Raw genomic sequence first — 22,195 nt, forward strand, 5'->3', positions numbered from 1 at the left:
GCCTGTTCATCTTTCTTTCGCTTCGGTTGAGTCATGATCGTCTCCTTGTCTGTTAGTTTTGTCAAAACCATCAAAACAAAGAGCGGGATCTGGCTCAACCTTTTTCTTCATCTGCCGTTACCTATTTGACACCAACCTTTGAGACGCTACCGTTCGCTCCCAATATCAATACGGTATCAATACGGAATCATTACAGATGAAATCCGTATTGATTCCGTATTGATACCGTATTGATATTGGGAGCGATATTAGTTTCAAAACCTTATGGCGATGAAGAGTGCCGCAGAAGATATCCGGCGCTTCAAACAGCAGCAGCAGGTTACCAAATCGGCTGGAAGAAGAACCAATACTTCAGCTTGGTGGGTGTCCGGAATTCATTCCGTAACACGGGAATCGTCTCAATGCGGAGTTTTATCAGGTGGAAGGAACAGGGCGCTCAAACGTGGGATAAGATGAAGAAGCCTTTTCTCTTTATGCCATTATCCCCATATTCAGCTGTAGTTGCAGCCCTTGCAGCCTTCCAGGATGTCTCCGCGTCTGTCGCGGTGGGCCTGGCGCATGGCTTTGAACTCCGGGCCGTTCCAGATGTCCAGCAGGGCATCCTGGCAGATGTGGCCGAGGAACTGCTGTTTGGCGGGATCGATGGCGCAGCCTTTGGCGGGGCAGATGGGGACGCGTCCGTCGGGCCTAACTTCCAGGTCCTTGAAGGGCAGGGTGCAGACGGGAGCTGTGTGCTGGTCGTAAACCGGGGCGTAGAAAACGTCGGTGTCGTATTCCGAATCCGGATGCTTGAGCAGCAGCTGGGGCAGCACGGTGTCGGCATAGCGTTTCCAGAAGAGGGTTTCAGAGCGTTCCAGGTGCCGGGTGGAAGGGCGCAGCATCAGGCGGGCTTTGATGAGGGTCCTGCTGTTCAGCCTGTCCCGCAACGCGCGCATGTGCCGCAGGTTGCGGATCAGGCGCAGGTAGCTGGCGTTTTTGCGGGAGGCTTCATAGACCTTGGCGCCACCGGCATCGATGGAGATCTCGATCAGGTTCACGCCGGAAAGCAGGATCTCGTCGATGTGGTGAGGGTCCTGCCACTGGCCGTTGGTGATCACGGAGAGGTATCTGGTGAGGGGGGCCAGCTTGGTGAGCATTTCCGCGCATTTGGGATGCAACATGGGCTCGCCGCCACCGATGCGCACGCGGTTGATCTTGGCGGCGCGGAGGTTTTCCAACAGGCAGCCGAAAACCTCATCGCTCATCATGGTGCGGGGGTGGGGGAAAAGCGGATTGTTGCAATACACGCAGGCGAGGTCGCAGGCGTCGGTGAAATCGACAGAGAGCAGGGGTGGTTTGGGCGGATCGGGCAGGCGGAGCGGATATTTGAGTTCGATCAGCTCGCGCAGGGGCACTCGCTGCATCAGCACGTGGCCGTTCAGGCGCAGATAGTAGCCCCAGTGGGCGGCAATCCAGGCCAGGTCTTGAAATTTGTTCGATCCATATTGTTTGTCGGGCAAGCTATCCTCTCTTTTTTTGCTGAAACACCGGAAACCAGGTCGGTCTCCGGTGTTTCAGACCATATTTGGGGTGGGATTACTTCATCAACACCATTTTACGGGTGGAGCTGAATTTGCCGGAGCGCATACGGTAGAAATAGACTCCGCTGCTCACGGGGGAATTGTTGGCGTCAAGTCCGTTCCATTCCGTGGTGTGGGCACCAGCTGGCAGCTCAGCGTCAAGCAGTGTTTTCACCAGTTGGCCCTTCTGGTTGTAGATCTCGAGGTTCACGGCACCGGGTGAGGCCAGCTCGAAGCTGATCTGGGTGCTGGGATTGAAGGGATTGGGGAAATTGCCCTTGAGCCCGGTGGTCAGGCCGGGAGTGGTGTTGTCCGCCGCGGGAGTGTGTTGGAAAGAGTTCCCGGCGCGGTTGTAGCCTCCCAGGTAGCAGGGCCAGGCAATGCTTTGGGCGGGGCGTTTCACGTCGATCACGTAGAAGGAGGCGTCGTTCGGGATCACGATGTCCAGATCGCCGTCCAGATCGATGTCGCTGAGGGCGGCGGAAGTTTTCACGTTGCCGTTGATGCGGATGGGGAAATTGGCGGATTCGGTGCCGTCGAGCCTGACGCTGTGCACGTAGCCGTTGGTGTCGCCGAAGATGATGCCGGCTTGGTTGTCGCCGTCAAAATAGGCCACGGTGGGTGTGCATTCCACGGCCTGGCCAACGTTGATGGGGGTTCCGGGCAGGTCGGTCCCGGTGGGAGTGAGCACGTTCACCATGCCGGTGGCACCGATCACGATGATCTCCTGGTTGCCGTCGCCGTTCACATCGGCCACCACGGCCCCGGTCTTGAACTGTCCACCCACGTTTTTCTGGAAGAGCACGGTTCCGTCGTGGTTGTAGGCCAGCACATAGCCGGCGGTGCTGGTGGTGACGATGATCTCGGGGTGGTTGTCGGAATCGAGGTTGGCGATGGTGATGGGATTCTGGGAGCCGCCCTGCATGGTCACGGGGAAGCCGGCGATGTTCTGTCCGGTGGCGCTGTTGATGGCGTGGAGGGCGCCATTGAGGGTGGCCACGAGGATCTCGTGGATGCCGTCACCGTTTAGGTCGGCCACGGCCGGGGTGCCAAGGCAGGCGCCGCCCAGGGCCACGGGGAAATTGGGATAGGGGGTGCTGTCGCCATTGAGCACCACCAGGCTGCCGGTCTGGGTGACGGCGATCACCTTGCTTTGGTTGTTGTTGGCCAGATCGGCGATCACGGGCCCGTTGCGCAGGGTTCCGCCCGCGGGTGCCGTCCAGAGGGTGTTTCCGGCAGGGCCGAACAGCATGATGTTGTTGTTTTGAAGGCTGGCGGCAAAGTCTTTCACGCCGTTGTTGTCAACGTCGCCCATGGCGATCGATCCCACCACGGCGCAGCCCACGTTGATGGGGAAGCCGGCAACAGATGCTCCGCCTTCCTTCACGGCGTGGATGTTTCCTGAGGGATCGCCGAAAATGATCTCCTGGTCCGGGTTGGCGTCGATGCTGTGGATGATGGCGCTGGAGGTGGAGGCACCGCCGAGGGCCACCGGCCAGCCGGATTGGATGAGGGAAAGGTTCACCTGGAAGGGAATGGTTTTGGTGTAGGGGAACGCCGCTCCGGGGTTGGCAGTGACCACCAGTTCAAAGGGGATGGGTTCCGAAGGCAAAGCGGAGATGGCCTGGAACTTGAAGGGCTGGCTGTTGTTCCACATCGTGCTGCCAGGGGTCAGGTTGCCGTAGCTGGCTGTGTTGTCGATGATGGTGATGCCGGGATAGCTGGTGGTGAGGGTGGCGCTGAGACCGGTGGCGGTGAGCCAGGCCAGGCCGGTGAAGGGATCCAGGTAGTTGTTCAGGGAAACTTTCAGCCGGATGGTTTCGCCGGGATTGGGGATGCCGTCGCCGTCGCCGTCGAACTCTTCCACAGCGGTGGCGTCGATGGTGATGTTGGGGATCTTGTCAAACATGGTGGCGGTGAAAGCGTTGATGCGTCCGGCGCCAAGCTTGTCCACATAGGTGGGATTGGCTTCGTAGATGTAGTCGGCGGTCATCATCACTCGCTGCATCAGCTGGGCGGGGGTGAGTTCCGGATGCAGGGCCTTCACCAGGGCGCAGACGCCGGCAGCCACGGGCGAGGCCATCGAGGTGCCGTCATAGGCGTCGTAACCGTTTCCAGCAATGATGGTGGAGAGAATGCCTTCGCCGGGGGCGCAGATGTCGATGGGGGTGCCGTAGTCTGAAAAGCTGGATTTAACGTCATTCTGGCCGGTGGAAGCCACGCAGAGGGCGTTGGTGCAGTCGGCCGGGTAATCCTGATAGCTGGCGTTGTGTTCCGTGTTTTCGTTGCCGGCGGCGGAGACCACCAGGGCGCCAAGGGCGGTGGCGTAATTCACTATGGAATTGGGGTAGGCGCCTGTTCCGGGACTGCCCCAGCTGGCGTTGATGATGTGGGCGCCAACTTCGGCGGAGTATTTGATCTGGTCGTAAGCGTAGGAAATTCCCTGGGAGGGCGAGGTATTGGAAGCGCCCTTGCAGGAAATGAGGGAGACGATGGGCGAGGTGCCCACCAGGCCGATGGCGTTGTTGCCAACGGCGCCGGCGCAACCGGCCACGTGGGTGCCGTGGTCGTTCGAGGCGTAGGTTTGGATCGGGTTGTTGTCGCTGTTGTAAAAATCCCAGCCCACCAGGTCATCTATCTTGTTTCCGCCTTCTCCGGCGTCAACGCCATTGCCGCCGGTGATGGTGCCGGCATCCCAGTTGATGGTCATGCCGGGTGATTCGGCGGGATTGACCCAGATGTTGCCCCGCAGGTCCGGGTGGTTCCATTTCACGCCGGAATCTGTGATGGCCACCTTGACGTCGAATGAGCCCTGGATGTAGTCCCAGGCGTCAAAGCTTTGGATGCGGGTGTGGGTGTATTGCTGGGTTACCATGGGGTCATTGGGTACGAATTTGCTGCGCGCGATGCCTTCCAGCTCCGCGTAGATGAGGTTGTGGTCCTTGGCCAGGGCCTCCACGGCGGCGTCGATGCGGTCGTCGGAATCCAGGATCAGGCGATAGGTGTTTTGCAGGTAGATCCCGTTGTCGTTCCAGGTGGGAACTTTCACGTATGGATGCATCTGCTGCAGTTCCACGATCCCGTATTCCGCGGCCAGTTCGTCGAAGGAACCCAGGCCGGTGCAGGCACGTCCGTTTTGCACGGACCAGTCTATCTTTCCGGTGTCGTTGCCCACCGCGTCTTTGGTGAAACAAACGATCACGGACCGGGAGTAAAAGTAGTCGGGGTCGAATTTAACCGCGAACATCGCGCTCACCGCGACGATCAGCAGGCTCAGGAGGATCAGCTTTTTCATTGGCACCTCGGGTTGGTTTTTGTTTTTTTTCCTTAAATCTCAGGGGGGCGATTTAGTCAATACTTTAATCCGCCGGGGTGGACATCAGTAGAGGATAAGTTTTTCCTTGTCAGCGAATTGGCGTGTGTAGAATTTTTTGATCAGGGCGTTGCTTACCTGCTCGAGGTCCGGGTCCGCGGCGATGATGGCAAAGGCGTCTTCCCGGGCTTCCTTCAGCACCGGCTGGTCCGCCACCAGGTTCGCGAAGTTGAACTGGGGCAGGCCGCTCTGCTCGGTTCCGAAGAATTCCCCGGGTCCCCGCAGCTGGAGGTCCTTTTCCGCGATCAGGAAGCCGTCCGTGGTCTTGGCCATGGTGTCCAGGCGTTCGCGGGCCACTTTGCTGAGCGGAAAATGTTCGATCAGATAACACCAGGCCTGCTGTCCGCCGCGTCCCACCCGGCCTCGCAGCTGATGAAGCTGGGCCAGGCCAAAGCGTTCCGCGTGCTCCACGATCATCACCGAGGCGTTGGGAATGTCCAGCCCCACCTCGATCACGGTGGTGGAAACCAGGATCCGGATCTCGCCGGCCTTGAAACGCAGCATGATGGCGTCTTTCTCTTTGGAAAGCATTTTGCCGTGCAGCAGCACGCAACTGTATTGGGGGAAAACCTTGGTGGAAAGATGGATATGCATCCTCTGGGCATCCAGGAGGTCGAGTTTGTCGGATTCCTCGATCAGGGGGCAGACCACATAGACCTGGCTCCCGGCGGCCAGTTCCCTGGCCACTTCGCGGTAAACGAGGTCGATCTTCTGGTTCGAGCGCACGAGGGTTTTCACTGGGACCCTGTCCGGTGGAAGTTCGTTGAGGGTGCTCACTTCGAGATCGCCAAAGACTGTGAGGGAAAGCGATCTGGGGATGGGCGTGGCGCTGAGGTAGAGCAGGTCCGGATGCTTGTCCTTTCTGGCCAGGGTGGCGCGCTGCTGCACGCCGAAACGGTGCTGCTCGTCCACGGCCACGAAGCCCAGCTTCTCGAAGGAGATGTCGCCCTGCAACAGGGCATGGGTGCCGATGATCAGGTTGGCCGAGCCCGCGGAGATGTCGGCCTTGGTTTGGGCTTTGCCCTTGTAGGACCCGCCTTTGAGCAGCGCCACTTGGACGGGGAAATCCTTCAGCAGGCGGGTGATGTTGGCATGATGCTGGTCCGCCAGGATCTCCGTGGGAGCCATCAGCGCGGCCTGGAAGCCGTTTTCCACCGCCAGCAGCATCGCGAAGAGGGTCACGATCGTCTTGCCGGAACCCACGTCCCCCTGCAGCAGCCGCGACATCTGCCGCTCGGAACCCATGTCCGCGAAGATCTCATTGATCACGCGTTTCTGGGCCTGGGTGAGCCGGAAAGGCAGCTCGCGGTAGAGCCTGGAGGTCAGTTCCCGCTTGTTTTCGAACCGGATGCCCCGCACTTCATGGGCGTGAAAGCGTTTGTGGCGGGCCCAGAGCAACTGGGAATAAAAGAATTCCTCATAGACAAAGCGTTTGCGCACCTGGTCCAGTTCTTCGGGTCGCAGGCTGAAGTGCATCTTTTGCAGAGCCACCTTGCGGGGCAGGAACCCGCGTTTGGCGATCAGATCCACGGGCAGGTTTTCCTCGATCTGGGCGGCGTAGAGCTCGAACGCGCCGTAGATAACGCGGCGGAGGAAATTCTGGGTGAGGTCGCCGCTGAGCCCGTAAACCGGCAGATACTCGCGTGTTTTCCAAAAATCCAGTTCCTCGCTGTCGTCCACAAACTCCACTTCCGGGTGCATCAGCTGCAGCTGGCCGTTGTATTCCGTAAGGTTCCCGGCCACCCAGAGCATGGCTCCCGGCTTGAACAGCCCCGGGAACTTTTGGGGATAGCTGAACCAGGAGCAGACGATGGTGGCGCGGCCGTCGCTGATGCCCACGCTGAGCAGGTTTTTCCCTTTTCTGGTGCTGCGTTCGTCCACCCAGCTGATCATCGCCGTGAGAGCGAGGTTGTCGCCGGGTTTCAGCTCGCGCAGCGAGGGGTTGAGCTTGCGGTTGATGTAGGCCCGGGGAAAATGCTCCATCAGGTCGATGACCGTGTCGATGCCCAGTTTGGCCAGTTGGCGCGCGCGGAAATCCCCCACCCCCTTGAGAAATTTAACCGGGGTGCGAGTGTCTTTTACGAATTCAGCCTTTTCCATTTGGAGGACATTCTCGCGGATGGCAAAATGTTGTCAACATCCGTGTACAAGGCATCGCCTGTCCCGGCCGCGAGCTGGCTGAACCAACGGCCGCGGGCCACGGCATTTTTTCCTTGACCGCGGGTAGGGGGTGGATTATTATGTTTCGGAACAGCAGTTGAAGCGCTATGTGATTGGTTTTATATTTTCAATACAACAATATTCCCGGGGCCAGTGGCTCCCGGTTTCAGGAGAAAACGATGAAAGTGTTCAAACGCATATTCCCCCTGTTGGTGGCCCTCAGCCTGATGTCCTGCGCCGTGGCCCAGACCAACGACTTCCAGGCCGACGATATTCCGCGGTTCCGCCCCACTGCCGGCGGCAGCGCGCCCGTTTGGGGCAGCGAGCCCAACCCGGTGGTCAACGTGGTGCGCCAGGTGCGCGAATCCGTGGTGCAGATCAAGGTCGAGGCCAAGGTCACCGTCCAGAATTTCAACAATCCCTTCTTCGACGACGATTTCTTCCGCTATTTCTTTCCCCAGCAGCCCCGTGAGATGCAGCGCCCGGTAACCTCGATGGGCAGCGGCTTCATTTATGAATACAATCCCCAGACCCGCGAGGCCTTCATCATGACCAACAACCACGTGGTGGAAAAAGGCCGGGAAGGCACCATCACCGTGACCCTGGCCGACAAGGTGAACTACACCGCCACCGTGGTGGGGCTGGATCCGAACACCGATGTGGCCGTGATCAAGATCACCCTCAAGGAAGGGGAAAAGATCACCATCGCTCCGTTGGGCGACTCCTCTAACCTCGAGATCGGCTCCTGGGCCATCGCCATCGGCAATCCCTTTGGTGACGTGGGCCTGGACCGCACCGTGACCCTCGGCGTGATCTCCGCCATCGGCAGAAGCAACCTAAACTTTGGCAACAATTCCCCCATCTATCAGGACTACATCCAAACCGACGCGGCCATCAATCCCGGCAACAGCGGCGGCCCCCTGCTCAACATCCACGGTGAGGTGATCGGCATCAATTCCGCCATCACCAGCACTTCCGGCGGCAACATCGGCATCGGTTTCGCCATTCCCGTGAACCTGGCCAAACGCGTGGTGGAAGACCTAGTGGCCAATGGCAAGGTGACCCGCGCCTACATCGGCATCTCGCCTCAGGAGATCACTTCCGACCTGATGGAGGCCCTGAACCTGTCCGAGGTCTCGGGAGTGCTGGTGGCCAAAGTTGAGATCGATTCCCCCGCGCACAAGGCCGGTCTCTCCGTGGGCGATGTGATCCTGGAATTCAACGGCGAGAAGGTTCCCAACGTTTCCAAATTCCGCATCGCGGTGGCCACTTCCAGGGTGGGCACCAAGGTTCCTGTGAAGATAGTACGCGAAGATGAGACCAAGACCCTCTACATCCAGCTCGACAATTTCCCCGAGGACAAGGTGGCCGAGGCTGAAGCAACCCCCACTCCGGAAAGCGGCGCCGGGATCAGCGTGGAGGCCATCGACAGCGCCTACGCCCAGCGCAACAACATCAAAGCGGACAAGGGCGTGATCGTGAGCGCCATCGAATCCAATTCCCCCGCCTCCAAAGCCGGCATCCAGGTTGGCTTCGTGGTACTGAAGGTTGGCAACACCGAGGTGAACAGCCCGGATGAGTATAGAACCGCCATCGACGCGGCCATTGCCAAAATGCGGGAGGACGGGCGCAACACCTTGATCCTCTATGTGCAGGACCGCAACAAGACAGAGCAGTTCGTGGTGCTCAAATTCAACTGATACATTATAAAACGCATACATGGAAAAACCCCGTCAGCCGGCGGGGTTTTTTCGTTGGGATCAAGCTCTGCCCGTTCCGCTCCCGTTGCTTCAGTCCGAGCTCAGCTCAGAGATCCCGGGATTAAAGGCCAAAAGTGGTTTTCGGGCAGAAAAACCCCGTTCCAAACTGGCCGGGGGGAACGGGGGCGTTTAAACTCAGGAAAGGAGGCCGGGGCTATTCGGTCGTATATTCCACCCAGAAATCTTCCCAGGCCCAGTCCCAGCCGGCGTAAACCCAGTGACCTTCACCCAGGTACCAGTAGTACATTTCCATGTCTTCGTCAATATCATACTCATCACCATGGCGTTCCACCAGGGCTTCCATCACCAGGTCCTCGATGTCCTCATCCTCCTGGAGCAGATATACTATATACCAGTCCTGCAGCACGCCGTCGGTGAATTCCAGCTCGATGCTACTCACGTAGTAGTTGTCTTCCGGGCTCATTTCCACCGAGTTGTCAATGTCGGAGGTTACGGAAAAGCCTTCGTCTTCCAGATGCTCAACGGCCTGCTCTTTGGTCATGCCGTAGCGGATATCGAAAAGGCCGGTCTGGGCACTCAGGGAGAGGGCGAAGACCAGCAGGATAAATGTCAAAAGAGTCTTGTTCATGATTAAACTCCTGTTAATTTTGCAGGACAGTATAATGGCTAAGGAAGGCCTGCCAAACCCTATTTTTGGATTGGGCAAACATTGCTCAGCGATCGAGGGAAATGATCTGGGCCAGGATGGAAACGGCAATCTCGTATGGGGTCTGCGATCCGATGGGCAATCCGACCGGCGCGGTGACCCGGTCCAGTTGCTTTTGGCTGTGGCCTTTTTTCCACAACTCCGTGAAGGTGGCCTGAACTTTTTTCTGGCTGCCGATCATGCCCAGATACGCGAAAGGCTTGTTGAGGCAGAGCTCTAGCACATGCTGGTCGTGAGTGTGGCCGTGGGTCATGATCACGATCAGGGCCGCGGGTGAAAAGCTGACCCCGCCGTCAAGCGTGCTAAAATCGCTCAAACGCTTGTCGGAACAAATCTCCGGCGGTACGCGCTCCAAAATCTCGGCGCGGTTGTCGATGAGGCGGGTTTGAAAACCGCAGAGCCCGGCCAGGTGGGCCAAAGCCCGGCCGCAATGCCCGGCGCCGATGATCTGGAGAAGTTTGCCAGGGTTCAGCGGCTCGATGAACAGCCGCACCTGGCCTCCGCAGTTCATCGCGGTGGGAATGGCCTCGTCGGAATGAGTGCTCTCGCCGGCTGCGGAGAGGTTGTAGGTCCTCAGCACCGGCTTTTCCGGCCGCGAGGCCTGCACCCAGGCGATCACGCCATGTTCCAGTTCTCCGCCGCCGAGGTTGCCCTGTTCCCTTCCCTGCGCGGGAATCAGCATTTTCATGCCCGGTTTGGCGGGGGTGGAACCTTCCACCTCAACAATGGTAACCTGCCAGGCGGCCTGTCCGGCGCTGACCAATTCGTTCAAAGAGCTGTAGTATTGCCGGGGGTCCATCTTTCCTCCGTCATTGGCCGGAAGGTGTGCCGAACACGATCTGGTAGGCGCAGGCGGCACAGGCGACGGCCACGTTGAGCGAGTTTTTCCAGCCCTGCACAGGCAGACAGATCGTCCGGTCGCACAGGGCCAGAACTTCATCCGATATGCCCAGGCTTTCGTTCCCCAAAACCAGGGCCAGGGGCAGCTGAAAATCCTCTGTGAAGACTGATCCCGCCTGGGGCGAGGTTTCCAGGGCATAAACCTGGTAGCCTTTGGCTTTGGCTTCCCGCACCGCCTCTGGTGTTTCCTCAAACTGGCGCCAGTCCACCCGGGCGGCGGTTCCCCGGGCGGTTTTTACCAAAGCGGGGTCAGAAGGCGTGGCGGTTACTCCGCACAACCAGATCGCGCCCAGCCCCAGGCATTCGGCGCTGCGGAAGATGGAGCCCACGTTGAAGGCGGAGCGGAGGTTGTCCAGGATCAGGATCACGTGTCCGGCCCGTTCGAGCGACTTGAGACCGGCGAAGCGGGGGCCATCAGTCTGTTTCAGGGAAAACTGGGTGTCCTTGAAAGACTGGCCCAGCGAACTTTTAAAGCGGGCGATGGCCAGGAGGGCGGCCCGGGGGGTGGCCGCCGTGGCCAGGTCTTGGGAAAGCCTGAGAACGTTGTCTGGAATTGGTCCCGCCATCCAGGCCACGCATTCACCCAGATGCGCGGTCAGTTCTGAAGCTGGTTCCCCGGCGGACAAGATCCTTTCCAGGGAGGCTGCCAGCTTATCCAGGGCCTTGATCTGGGCAGCGGGGGGGAGGCTTTGGAACTTGCCTGGGCTGAAACTGCCGCGGGTCTTCATGAGTGGATCAGTTCGATCAATTTGGCCGCCGTGAGCAGGGTTTCGGCGATGTAGTCCGGCTGCCGCGGCCAGTCTTGCAGGCCGGAGAGCATTTCCTGAGCGCCGTTGCCCGTGAGCAGCAGGATGGAACGGAGGCCGGCGTTTTTGCCAAAGGTGATGTCCGTCTGGCGGTCACCGATCATCCAGGAGCGGCCGGGATCGATCCGGTGGGCGCGCCGGGCTTTGTGGAACATGCCCAGGCCGGGTTTGCGGTCCTCGTGCTCGATGTTGTAGGGGGCAACGCTGCCGCTGGCGAAATAGGGGGAGAAGTGGAGTCCGTCCAGCTTCACCTTCTCGGCGGCCAAAAGCTTGCGCAGCCTTGCGTGCACGCGATTCAGGGAGGGGATGTCGAAACACCCCCTGGCGATGCCGGACTGGTTGGTGACCAGGATGAGCAGATAGCCCAGCGACTGCAGCAGCCGCAGCGCCTCACCGGTCCAGGGATAGAGTTCGTAAGCGGCGGGATCGCCGATGTAGCCGAACCTGTCGGGGCTGATGCAGCCGTCGCGGTCCAGGAACACGGCGCGTTTAGAAGCTTTTGCTGTCACTGGTTTGAAACCTCAGGGCGTCCGGCAGGGCCAGGTTGAACAGCGCCACCTTGTACTCCCAGTAATCGTTGCGGCGGGTGTAGCTCAGCTCCAGTTTCCAGCAATGCAGATCGCGGGTAACGCGGATGGTCTGGGAAAGCTGTTCGCCGGTTTTCAAGCTGAAATAGCTGCCGTAGGCCACGCTCCAGTTCTTGGTGAGGCGCAGTGAGCTGTCCAGGCGCAGGTTTTGGGAGCTGGGATCGAAGAGGTTCGTGGTGGCGCTCAGATCGTGGGAGACCGCCACCCGCCAGGTATTGCTGGATTCGGCTGCGGACAGGGGCTGGGATGGCATCTGAAGGCTGTCCGCCTGCTGGTAGGGGTCAAAGATGCGGTTCTTGGCCTTCTGGAAATAGTCCTGATAGGGCGCGGAGCCCGTGAGGGTGAAGCCCTGAGAGAAATACTGGCTGCCGATCTGCCAGTCGTTCCAGCTCATCCCGTAGGGGCTGTGGCTCAGGCTGTACTGGGCGGAATAGGCCAGCGAAAGGCCTTCCAGCCTTGTTTTGGTGCCTGGCAGTTTGAGGCTGCCCAGGCTGAAGCTGCCGGGACGGAACGCCGCCGTGTGGGAGATTGTTTGAAAGGGCCTGACGTCCGGGTTCAGCAGATTCGCCGAGCTGCGGCTGCTGAGGCTGAGCACGTCGTTGATCTTGCGGTCGTCCTTGCCGAATTTGATCTGCCACTTCTGGTCCAGAGAGAGGTTCAGGTTCGCCGAGCGGGCGGAATTGAGCAGCCCGATCCCGCCGAAGCTGTAGAAGCGGGAATTGGCGGAAAAATCCGGATTGAAGCTGATCCCCGCGTTGGGAGTGAGGATGTGGCGCAGGGATTTGAGCCAGCCTTGCTTGAAGTTGCGGATGCCGTAGACGTTGAAACTGGCGTTCGTATAGGCGTTGTAGTCGTTGCCCCGCACCAGGGTGGCGCCGTTTTTGTCGCGGTCGAACCAGGCCTCGTTGTAGCGGGCGCCGTGCTGCAGGCCCAGCCAGCCGAAGGCTTTCCAGCTGTAAGAAAGGCCCAGCTGCTGCTTGATCCCGAAATTGTGCCACACCGAATCCGCTTCGGCGTAGCGGTTGTTCCAGACGTAATCCATGAACTGGCGGTCGCTGGAGTAGAGGCTGCCGCTGTGGTCCAGGCGCAGGTTGTAGCTGTAGTTGAGGTTGCTCCACCAGGCGTCCGGGCTGCGCTCGGGCTTGTAAAACAGTTCATAGAGCGGCCGGGTGGGCAGGGCGAAGGAGGCCGAGGGCAGCGAGACCGTGCCGCGGTTGTTGATCAGATCTTCGGTGTAGGAGGCACCCACGTTCAGATACGAGCCCAGCAGCGGCCGGCGGTAGGAAAGCGAGGAAGTGACCGTCTGGGCCAGGCTTTCGTCGATATCCGAGCTCCCCTCCCAGATGCGTTTGTTGCTCACGAAATCCACGTTGGCGTCGAAGGTGGCCCGGTTGCCCAGTTCCTGGTGGTGAGTGGCGCGCAGCGACCAGTCGTTGAAGGACTGGCTGCCGCCTGATCTCCTTTGGAAAGCGGCGTTGAGGTTGCCGTTCAGCAGATAGCGGCGCAGATAGTCCAGCTGCAGTTCGGCGCGCCAGCCCGTCCGCTCGTAAAGGTCCAGGCTCAGGATCAGGTCCGCGTAGTCCTTGTAGGGATAATACCAGGCGATGTCGCGGAAAAACTTGCCGTCGATGGTGTTGTAACCCGGCTGGGGGATCAGAAAACCCGGCTTGCGCCCGCTCTGCAGCGGCACCACGATGAAGGGGAAGTAGAAGACGGGCAGGTGGTTCACATAGGCGATCACGGGCTTGCCCACGATCTTGTCCCCCCGGTAGATGCGCAGCTTTTTGGCCGTGAACCAGAAATCCGGCTCTTCGTTCTCGCAGGTGGTGAAGCTGCCGTTGTCCACGTCGTAGGCCTCGGCGCTGATCTTGCGGATCTCGTCCCCGGTGTAGTAGCTTTTCTCCATCCGGCTGATCCCGCCGGAAAGCGATCCCGTCTGGCTGTCGATGTCGTAGGCCACGTCGTCGCCGAGGATGATCTGGTCGCCGTCGCGCATCACGGTGTTGCCCTGGCTGAAGGCGCGGTTGTTTTTCAGGTCCACCAGCAGCGAATCGCTGCTGATCTCGAAGCTCTGGTAGCTGATGCTGGTGTTGCCGTAAAGGCGGATCTGCTCCAGCGCGTGGTTGTAGGCCAGGCTGTCGGCCGCGTAGGCAAGCGAATCCTCCGGGGCCGGGGCCTCCGGCAGCGAGTCGGCGGGAGCCAGGGCCGGGGGAATTTCCTGGGCCGCCTGCGCCGGAAGCGGCATCCGGCCAAAAGCCAGAAGCAGAATCAGGAGCAGGGCGGATCTTCTCATCGCGGCAGGGGCGGTTCAGGCCAGGTCGTCAAAGATGTCCAAAGCTTCCCGGTCCTTGGAGGGACAGGGGCTGGCCAGGTTGTAGCCCACGCTCAGGACCTGGATGTCGTTCACGTTGCTGGCCAACAGCGGGGCGGGGAGGAGGTGGTTGATGCCTTTGAGGGCGGAAAAGCTGTCGCAGTTCCTTTTGGCGGCCACGGGGTCGATCCCGGCCGCCTGGAGCAGGGCCAGGGTGTTGCTGTCGGCCCAGGCGCCGCCATTGCCGGGAACGTTGTCACAGCCGTCGGTGGCGAAGCAGAACAGGGCCGTTTCCTCCTGTTTGGCCAGATAGCGGGCCAGCAGCAGCGCCAGATGGCTGCAGCGGCCGCCCAGGCCTTTGCCGCTCACCTTCAGCGGTGATTCGCCGCCCCAAACCTTCATGAAGGGCGGATGCAGCCGATAGTGCGGGCTGTTGGCCTGGCGCAGGGTCTCCTTGATCCCGTCGGCCAGTTTGGGCAGGGGGCAGCTTTGAAAAGCGTCTTCCACCAGCACCCGGAAACCCTGCTCACGCAGGTCCGCGGCCAGCAGCTCGCGAAAGCTCTTGTTGTCGGCCACAAAGCGGTACTCGATGTGTTTGGCCCCCAGTTTGAAGCGCCAGCCCACGCCCGCTTGCTCGCCCGGCTCCAGCGGCGTGAATGGCCCGGAGCCAAGCACCCAGGGATCGTTGCCCTCCACGTCGGAAACGGCGAAGATCCTGATCCGGCGGGCCTTGGTGAATTCCAGCGCCTTGCCGCCCTTCACCAGGGACAGCTCGGCCCGTTCGCGGTTGATCGCGGCGATGTCCTTTCCGCTTCTCAGCAGGCGTTTGTGCTGTGCCGCCAGGGTGGCCAGGTCGCTGCCTTCGGGAAGCAGCTCAAAGAGCGCGGAACTGCCTCCGGAGAGCAGGATGAGGAGGTCGTCCCCGGCCCGCAGTTGCTTCAGCCAGGCGGCGATGAGCGCGCTGGAGGCCAGACTGTTCCCGTCCGGCAAAGGGTGGCCGCCGGACAGGATGTCCAAACCGGGGATGGGACCGTGGCTGAGGCTGGGTTTCGTGAGCACCAGGCCCTCTGCCCTGATGCCCCGCCCGGCCAGGGCGTTCACGCTCACCGCGGCCATTTTCCAGGCCGCCTTGCCGATGGCCAGCACCCGCACGCGCGCCCCAAACTGCGCCTCCCGGAGGCCTGCGGCCAGCACCGGATACTGGCAGTAGCGGTGCATCAACTGGATGTAGCTCTGGTAAACCAGATGGTGAAGACTGCTCAATTTCACTACCTAAAACGTATTTCCAAACATTTAAAATGCAGGAAAGAATTTAGTCAAGTCCATTTTTCAGCTGCCCAGCCAACGCCACTTTTCCGCCCGGACCGCTCCTCTCTGCGCCTTGCTTTGGCCCTCTGCCGCAATAAAAATCCTTTACAAAAAAAGCCTCACGGAAAACGTGGTCTTTCTGAAATGTCCTTAGGAGATAGTTATGTCAGACAAGGTGCGTGAAACCAGCAGCAAAGCTGCGCTGAAAGAAATGCGGGAAGAGTATCTTCGTTTGCTCGAAGAGTCTTTCCAGGCCACTGCGGAATTCAAGAAAGGCGACGTCGTTGAAGCCCCGATCATCAGTATTGGAGATCATCACATGATCCTGAGCCTGGGCGGGAAGTTCGACGCCTATGCCGAAAACGGCGAATTTGCCGATGACAAGGGCGAGCTGCCCTATGCCGTCGGCGACACCCTCAAGGGTTACATCGTTGACAGCAACGACCAGGGATTCGTCATCGGCAAAAGCCTCACCAAGCAATATGTGGACAAACAGTCACTGCTCGACGCTTTCGAGCGCAAGATCCCGGTTTCCGGCAAGGTCTACGCCGTCACCAAGGGCGGGTTCAACGTCGATGTTCTCGGCGCCCGCGCTTTTTGCCCCCTTTCCCAGATCTCGCTGCGGGGCGGTGATGGAAACGTTGACTACATCGGCAAGACCATGGATTTCGTGGTGATCGAGTGTTCCGAAAATTGCCGCCGCGTGGTGGTTTCCCACCGCCAGCTGCTGGAAGCCGAGGAATCCGAGAAGAGGGCCGAGGCCCTGAAGAATCTCCAGATCGGCGCGACGGTCACCGGCAAGGTGGCTCGCATGACCAGCTTCGGCGCCTTTGTCGATCTGGGCGGCATCGAAGGCCTGATGCACGTTTCGGAGATCTCGTGGCAACACGTCGTGAAGCCTCAGGACGCCCTGAAACAGGGCCAGGAAATCGACGTGAAGATCCTGGACATCAAGGGCGAAAAGCTCTCCCTTTCGATGAAAGCCCTGATGGAAAATCCCTTTGAACAGCTCGTCAAGGAGATCAGGGAGGGCGACACCATCAACTGCCGCATCCTCCGCCTCCACAACTTTGGCGCCTTTGCCGAGATCAAGCCCGGCGTGGAAGGCCTCATTCCGGTTTCCGAAATGAGCCGCAACCGCAACGTCTCCCATCCCCGTGAAGTGCTCAAGGAAGGCGATTTCGTGGAGGTCCAGGTGCTGCGCATCGATCCCGACACCCAGAAGATATCCCTTTCCCTGCGCGCCCTGCAGGCCGATCCCTGGGACCAGATCGACGACGTGGTGAAGCTGGAAACACCCTTCACCGGCAAGGTTGAAAGCGCCACCAATTTCGGCGTCTTCGTTACCATCGCCGAAGGCATCACCGGCCTCCTGCCCCGCTCCCGAGTGCGCGACAAGGACAATTTCAAGCCCGGCGACGAGGTTGAGCTGATGGTCACCGCCATCGACCGCGACAGCCACCGCCTCACCCTGGACTACACCGACCGCCAGCCGGGCGAGATCGTGGAACAGCGCCGCCGCCCTGATGACCGCCGTTCCGACGACCGGCGCGATTCCCGCGAACCCTACGATCCCACCCGTCCCCGCCGGGGCGGACGCTCCCGTTCCGATGAGGAATGGCGCCGCTATGCCAGCCAGAAGCCCAATCCCGCGGACGACAATCCCTTCAAAGACCTTTAAACCATAAGATGCAGCCAAAGGACAACCAGTTCATCCAGCTGCGCAAGCAGAAACTGGCCAAACTGCTGGAAGCCGGGATAAACCCCTATCCAGTGAAGTCCGAACGCTCCCACCCCGTCTCCGCCGTGCTGGAAGGCCGGGACGAATGGATCGCCGAGGCGCGTGAAGTAACGCTCGCGGGACGCCTGGTGGCCATGCGCCGCCAAGGCAAACTGGGCTTTGGCAACCTTGAGGACGCCAGCGGGAGGATCCAGGTCTACGTGGCCCAAAACCTCGTGGGCGAAGAGAACTACGAGCTCTTCAAACTCTGCGATCCGGGCGATTTCGTGCAGATCAGCGGGACCCTCTTCCACACCCAGTCCGGCGAATATTCCCTCAAGGCCGCCCGGGTGACGCTGCTCTCCAAGAACATCCGCCCCCTGCCTGCCGTGAAGGAAAAGGTGGTGGACGGCAAAACCATTCGCTACGACGAATTCGCGGACATCGAGCTCCGCTACCGCAAACGCTATCTGGATTTGCTGCTCAACCCCTCCCACCGCGAGGTCTTCATCCGCCGCGCGCGGATCATCACAGCCATCCGCGCCTTCCTGGATGCCCGCGGCTTCACCGAGGTGGAAACACCCGTGCTCCAGCCCCTCTACGGCGGCGCGAACGCCCGTCCCTTCATCACCCACCACAACACTTTGGACACGGACCTCTACCTGCGGATCGCCACCGAACTCTATCTCAAACGCCTGATCGTGGGCGGCTTTGAGAGCGTTTACGAACTGGGCAAGGATTTCCGCAACGAGGGCATGGACCGCGTTCACAATCCCGAATTCACCATGCTCGAGCTCTACGAGGCCTATTCCGACCTCGAAGGCATGCTGGACCTCACGGAAAGCCTCATCCGCCACCTGGCGATCGACATCCTCGGCCAACAGGAATTCACCTTCCGGGGGCATCGGATCGACCTGGCCAAGCCCTTCACCCGCGCCTCCATGACCGAGCTGGTGGCCCAATACGCCGGGATCGACCTCGCCGACATGGACCTGGCCCAAGCCACCGCCTTCTGCCGGGAACGGAAGATCGAGATCCCGCCCGGGGCCGGCGTGGGCAAACTGATCGCCGTCATCTACGAGGAATGCGTGGAGTCAAAGCTGGTCCAACCCACCTTCGTGACCGATTTCCCCAAGGAGATCTCGCCGCTGGCCAAAGCAAAAAGCGACAACCCCCTCCTCGCCGACCGCTTTGAACTGATGATCGCCGGACACGAATTTGCCAACGCCTTCAGCGAGCTTAACGATCCCCTCGACCAGCGCGCCCGCCTCGAAGCCCAGGCCGCCCTCCGCGCCCTCGGCGACGAAGAGGCCCAAAGCGTTGATGAGGACTTCCTCGAAGCCCTCGAATACGGGATGCCCCCCATGGGCGGGCTCGGGATCGGGATCGACCGCCTGGTGATGCTGCTCACCGAAAACGACTCCATCAAAGAGGTCATCCTCTTCCCCCAAATGAAGCCGGAATAAGCTCCGACTTCGCCTTTTACCCTTTACCATTCTTCATTTACCAGTAATTCCCTTACCCGCCCTCAACTAATGAGAGAAATTGTCTGGTTTCCCACTTTTCCCTTTCCCCTCTGCCTCCTATCCGCCTCCCCTTGAGTTCCCGCCTGTTCAGCGGGAAGTTAACGAGAGGCATACGGGAGGCGAGCGGGAGGCGGCTTGGGGGCAGGCGTGGGACGGGGAGGCTTGGTGACGGAGTGGCGTGGCCGTGGCGCAGCATTCCAATGCTGCGTTTGGTCTTTTCGCAGGATCGGAATCCTGCGCTAAGCCTTGAGTTGCGCTGTCATTACGGGGAAGCGTGCGCCAGCACGCGGGATCCCGGAATCCAGACGGTTATGGGTAATGCCCCTTTGAGGGTTTCGATGCAGACTGCGTCTGGATCGACACTGTTTTTTGGGATCGGTTTGGCTATTCCCGCAAGGGCTGGATTCCGTCACTTCGCGCCCAGGCGCTCCGTTCCGGAATGACGCGGGTTTGGGGGAGCTGCTATGGTTTTGCCTGGATTCCGGGGCCCCTACTCCGGAATGACATTTCGGGACGGGGTCAGGAGGATTACTGTCGGGCCCCATCCACACCCCACGAACTCGCTGCTCCTGTCCGTGGGACCCCATTTCCCCGGAATGACGCAGCGGATCAAGGTTCGTTTTCCGGAGGACAGCAGACGGAAGGCGGTGGCTTCAGCCACCGTTAACCGCCCGGTGACCGACCCACAAAAAGACGATGTCCGGTGCTTTCAATCACCGGCATAACACACGGTGGTTGGTCCTCCACAGCCTCCGGAGGTCGCGTTTACGGCCTTTTCACCGGATACAGGCATGGGCGTCAGCCGGCGGTTGAAACCGCCGGAGATCGTCTCTCCCTTGCCGCTGATGCCCGGGAACGGTGGCTGAAGCCAACGCCTTCCGTCTTCTCCCGCGGGGGCTTGGTTTTGGGTTCTGAAAGGCCCTCCGGGCCTTGGCAGACGGCGACGTCTGCCACTCCATTTTGTGGTCGACGGGGACGTCGACCTTCCGTCTTCAACCTCCAGATCTTTTGAGTGACATATTCCAATCATATACTCCCTTGCTCAGATCCACGGCTCCGATTTGCCGAATAAAAACACAGGCGCACAAAAGCGTGGATTTAATCAACCTCTTGTGGGAGAACAAGATACGCTAATAAAGCACCAAATATGGCTTCTCCTTCCCCGCCGCCATGCCAAGAGTTACGGTCCAGGAGATCCAGGTCCAGGAGGTCCAGGTCCAGGATGAAAGAAAGTGGGAAGAAGGGGTGCTGTAGAGAAAGAGTATCTTTATAGTAATAATAAAATATATAATTATATAATATATTATCTATATATCTTATATCTATATATGCATATAGGTTATGGCATGTATCCAAGAGCACCTTATTGCCAGCCATCAGGTTGGGGGTGGGGCAGAGCGTGATTTTGGTGCTTTATTAGCGTATCTTGTTCTCCCACAAGAGGTTGATTAAATCCACAGAAAATACGGCTTGTGCTTTATTGGAGTTTACGCGCGTTCAACGGCAGCGTGCCATCCTGGACACTACAGCTAATGTTTACCGGAGCTTAGCTCTCATGCATTTCTCTCATACCCCTGCCTGCGATGGCAGAAGCGGCACTCGAACACGTGGCGGGTCCGTTTCCCGGTCTGGGTGGCGTAGAGCAGCTTCTTCTCCACTTTCTTCAGGGCGAACCAGCGCTGGCAGGCTTTGCAGCGGATGGCATGGCCATAGGCCAGCACCGCCGCCAGCAAGGCGAGGGCGATGATCAGGATGAACACGGGAAGGGAACCGGCCGCGGCCATGACGGCATCACCTGTCAGCTTCCGCTGGGTTCATCCGGATGGTTATCCCCGTCGGTTTTCAAGACGTCCAGCTTGTAGATGAAGTCGTGCGTGCCAGCCTTGACGAGGTTTTTGAGTTTGTCGGCGATGAGTTCCATGGCATCGATGTAGTCGATGGTATTAAGGCCGCCCACGGGGTCGCATTCGGCGTTTTGGATCTGGTCCATGATCCGGGCGCGGAGGCTGCGGTGCATTTCGTTGATGCGGCCTTCGAGCTCGATGATCTGGAAGGTGTAGATGGGTTTGAATTCCTCGATGTATTCGATGGAAAGGTCGAGCATCTCGGTCACGCGGGCGTGCAGGTCGTCGATCATGGCGCGGAAATCGGAGCAGAGGGGGTTTTTCTGGGCGGGGATCTGGTAGTTCAGGATGCGGTTCACCTCTTCGGTGAAGTCGCCGATTTTTTCGATGTCGTTCACGCTGTGGAGGAGGGCGGGGATCTTCTGGATGATGGTTTGGGCGTTGGTGCGCTCGTTGACGGCCACCAGGTAGCGGGTGATCTCGCGCTGGAGGTGGTCGATGGCATTTTCGATGCGGGAAACGCGGATCTGTTTCTTGTAATTCTTGTCGCGGAAAGCCTCATAGGAAACGAAGAGGCCAAGGCGCACGAGGCGCAGCATTTCCCGCATTTCCTTCAGTGATTGGTCGATGGCGAGCTGGGAATCGTTGATCAGATGGTAGTTCAGGTGTTTGGGCTCGCCCAGGGAGATAATGTCCTCGGGGTCCTTGGGAATCACCCGGGTGGCGATCCTGGCCAGAAATCCCGCCAGAGGCAGCATCATGAAAGTGTTCAGAACGTTGAAGAAGGTGTGGGCGTTGGCAATGTGGCGGGCGATGTTGCGCTCGGCCAGGATGGCGGAGTAAACGTTTCCGGGGGTGATGAGGTTCACGAAGGCCTTGTAATAGCCCAGCCAGGTGAGGGCGGCGAAAATGGCGGTTCCGAACACGTTGAAGAGAGTGTGGACCAAAGCCACGCGCTTGGCGGTGTTGTTCGCTCCCAATCCGGCCAGCCAGGCGGTGACGGTGGTGCCGATGTTGTCGCCGTAAACCAGGTAGAGCGCTCCTTCAAAGGAGATCAGGCCGGCATTGGCCAGCACGATCACGATCCCCACGGAGGCGGAGGAACTCTGGATCGCCATGGTGAAGAGCATCCCGGCCAGGATCGCCAGCAGCGGGTATTCCGCGGCCTGGCTGAGGATGTTGATGGCCGTTTGGGATTCCTTGAGGCCGCTCACGGAGTGGGACATCACGCTGAGCCCCACGAAGAGGAGGCCGAAACCGAGGATGATCTGGCTCCAGTGCTCCATCTTGCGGCTGCGCTTCACGAACATCCCCACCACGCCCACGATCACGAAAAGATAGGCGATCTCGCCGATGTTGAAGGCGATCAGCTGGGCGGTGACCGTGGTGCCGATATTGGCCCCCATCACCACGCCCACAGCTTGCTGCAGGGTCATGATCCCGGCGTTCACCAGGCCGATGATCATCACCGAGGTGGCGGAGGAACTTTGGATGATGGCGGTGATGCCGAGGCCCACCAAAACGCCCTTGAACGGGGTGTTGGTGATCTTCTTGAGGGTGCGGCGCATCTCGTTTCCGGCCACGGCCTGCAGGTTGTCGCTCATCTTGTTCATGCCGAAGATGAAGAGCGCGAGGCCGCCCAAAAGGTTCAGAAGGTCGAGGAATGTCATGGCA

15 protein-coding genes are annotated in these 22,195 nt (G+C 59.6%); 4 read left to right on the plus strand and 11 right to left on the minus strand.

Translation table 11 applies throughout. From position 1 onward, the window contains the following. Positions 1-491 precede the first annotated feature (491 nt). The 3 genes from LHW45_02630 to recG form a co-directional block, all read right to left on the minus strand. Entirely contained in the window at positions 492-1,499 is a 1,008-nt protein-coding gene (locus LHW45_02630) for a radical SAM protein (protein ID MCB5284474.1), read from the minus strand. Between the two features lie 76 nt (positions 1,500-1,575). Further along, entirely contained in the window at positions 1,576-4,854 is a 3,279-nt protein-coding gene (locus tag LHW45_02635; GenBank protein MCB5284475.1) for a S8 family serine peptidase, read from the minus strand. A gap of 84 nt (positions 4,855-4,938) precedes the next feature. Then, a complete protein-coding gene (gene recG, locus LHW45_02640) occupies positions 4,939-7,032 on the minus strand; it encodes an ATP-dependent DNA helicase RecG (GenBank protein ID MCB5284476.1) in 2,094 nt (697 codons plus the stop codon). A 239-nt stretch (positions 7,033-7,271) separates the two neighbouring features. Between recG and LHW45_02645 the strand changes: the two genes are divergently transcribed. Continuing rightward, positions 7,272-8,792 carry a Do family serine endopeptidase gene (locus LHW45_02645; GenBank protein ID MCB5284477.1) on the plus strand — a complete coding sequence of 507 codons (1,521 nt, stop codon included), beginning with the start codon at positions 7,272-7,274 and terminating at the stop codon, positions 8,790-8,792. Between the two features lie 214 nt (positions 8,793-9,006). Here the strand turns inward: LHW45_02645 and LHW45_02650 are convergent, their stop codons facing one another. From LHW45_02650 to LHW45_02675, 6 genes are all read right to left on the minus strand, one after another. After that, positions 9,007-9,441, minus strand: coding sequence for a hypothetical protein (locus LHW45_02650; GenBank protein MCB5284478.1), 435 nt, complete (start codon positions 9,439-9,441; stop codon positions 9,007-9,009). Positions 9,442-9,526: 85 nt separating this feature from the next. Beyond that, complete coding sequence (locus tag LHW45_02655) at positions 9,527-10,318, minus strand: XdhC family protein (protein ID MCB5284479.1); 792 nt, start codon at positions 10,316-10,318, stop codon at positions 9,527-9,529. Positions 10,319-10,328: 10 nt separating this feature from the next. Continuing rightward, a complete protein-coding gene (locus LHW45_02660; GenBank protein ID MCB5284480.1) occupies positions 10,329-11,147 on the minus strand; it encodes a TrmH family RNA methyltransferase in 819 nt (272 codons plus the stop codon). Continuing rightward, positions 11,144-11,734 (minus strand): HAD family hydrolase, encoded by a 591-nt coding sequence (locus LHW45_02665; protein ID MCB5284481.1) that lies wholly within the window; start codon positions 11,732-11,734, stop codon positions 11,144-11,146. Before LHW45_02665 ends, LHW45_02660 begins: the two co-directional genes overlap by 4 nt. Next, the gene (locus LHW45_02670; GenBank protein ID MCB5284482.1) at positions 11,715-14,105 is read right to left on the minus strand and encodes an LPS-assembly protein LptD; all 2,391 of its coding nucleotides are present in this window, start codon (positions 14,103-14,105) and stop codon (positions 11,715-11,717) included. The genes LHW45_02665 and LHW45_02670 overlap by 20 nt, the downstream gene beginning before the upstream one ends. A gap of 15 nt (positions 14,106-14,120) precedes the next feature. Next, on the minus strand, positions 14,121-15,386 hold the full coding sequence (locus LHW45_02675) for a DUF4147 domain-containing protein (GenBank protein ID MCB5284483.1): 1,266 nt from the start codon (positions 15,384-15,386) through the stop codon (positions 14,121-14,123). Here LHW45_02675 and LHW45_02680 point away from each other — a divergent pair. The 3 genes from LHW45_02680 to lysS are packed head-to-tail and all read left to right on the plus strand — an operon-like array spanning position 15,369 to position 18,617. After that, positions 15,369-15,614 (plus strand): hypothetical protein, encoded by a 246-nt coding sequence (locus LHW45_02680; GenBank protein ID MCB5284484.1) that lies wholly within the window; start codon positions 15,369-15,371, stop codon positions 15,612-15,614. The genes LHW45_02675 and LHW45_02680 overlap by 18 nt on opposite strands. After that, the gene (locus tag LHW45_02685; GenBank protein MCB5284485.1) at positions 15,595-17,112 is read left to right on the plus strand and encodes a S1 RNA-binding domain-containing protein; all 1,518 of its coding nucleotides are present in this window, start codon (positions 15,595-15,597) and stop codon (positions 17,110-17,112) included. Before LHW45_02680 ends, LHW45_02685 begins: the two co-directional genes overlap by 20 nt. 8 nt (positions 17,113-17,120) lie before the next feature. Continuing rightward, positions 17,121-18,617: a lysine--tRNA ligase gene (gene lysS, locus LHW45_02690; GenBank protein MCB5284486.1), complete on the plus strand. Its 1,497-nt coding sequence runs from the start codon at positions 17,121-17,123 to the stop codon at positions 18,615-18,617. A gap of 1,613 nt (positions 18,618-20,230) precedes the next feature. On the opposite strand, the gene LHW45_02695 is transcribed toward lysS, so the two are convergent. After that, positions 20,231-20,461, minus strand: coding sequence for a hypothetical protein (locus LHW45_02695; GenBank protein ID MCB5284487.1), 231 nt, complete (start codon positions 20,459-20,461; stop codon positions 20,231-20,233). A 14-nt stretch (positions 20,462-20,475) separates the two neighbouring features. After that, the gene (locus tag LHW45_02700) at positions 20,476-22,191 is read right to left on the minus strand and encodes a Na/Pi cotransporter family protein (protein MCB5284488.1); all 1,716 of its coding nucleotides are present in this window, start codon (positions 22,189-22,191) and stop codon (positions 20,476-20,478) included. Positions 22,192-22,195: the final 4 nt, after the last annotated feature.

Source organism: Candidatus Cloacimonadota bacterium, assembly GCA_020532085.1.
GTDB lineage: Bacteria > Cloacimonadota > Cloacimonadia > Cloacimonadales > Cloacimonadaceae > Syntrophosphaera.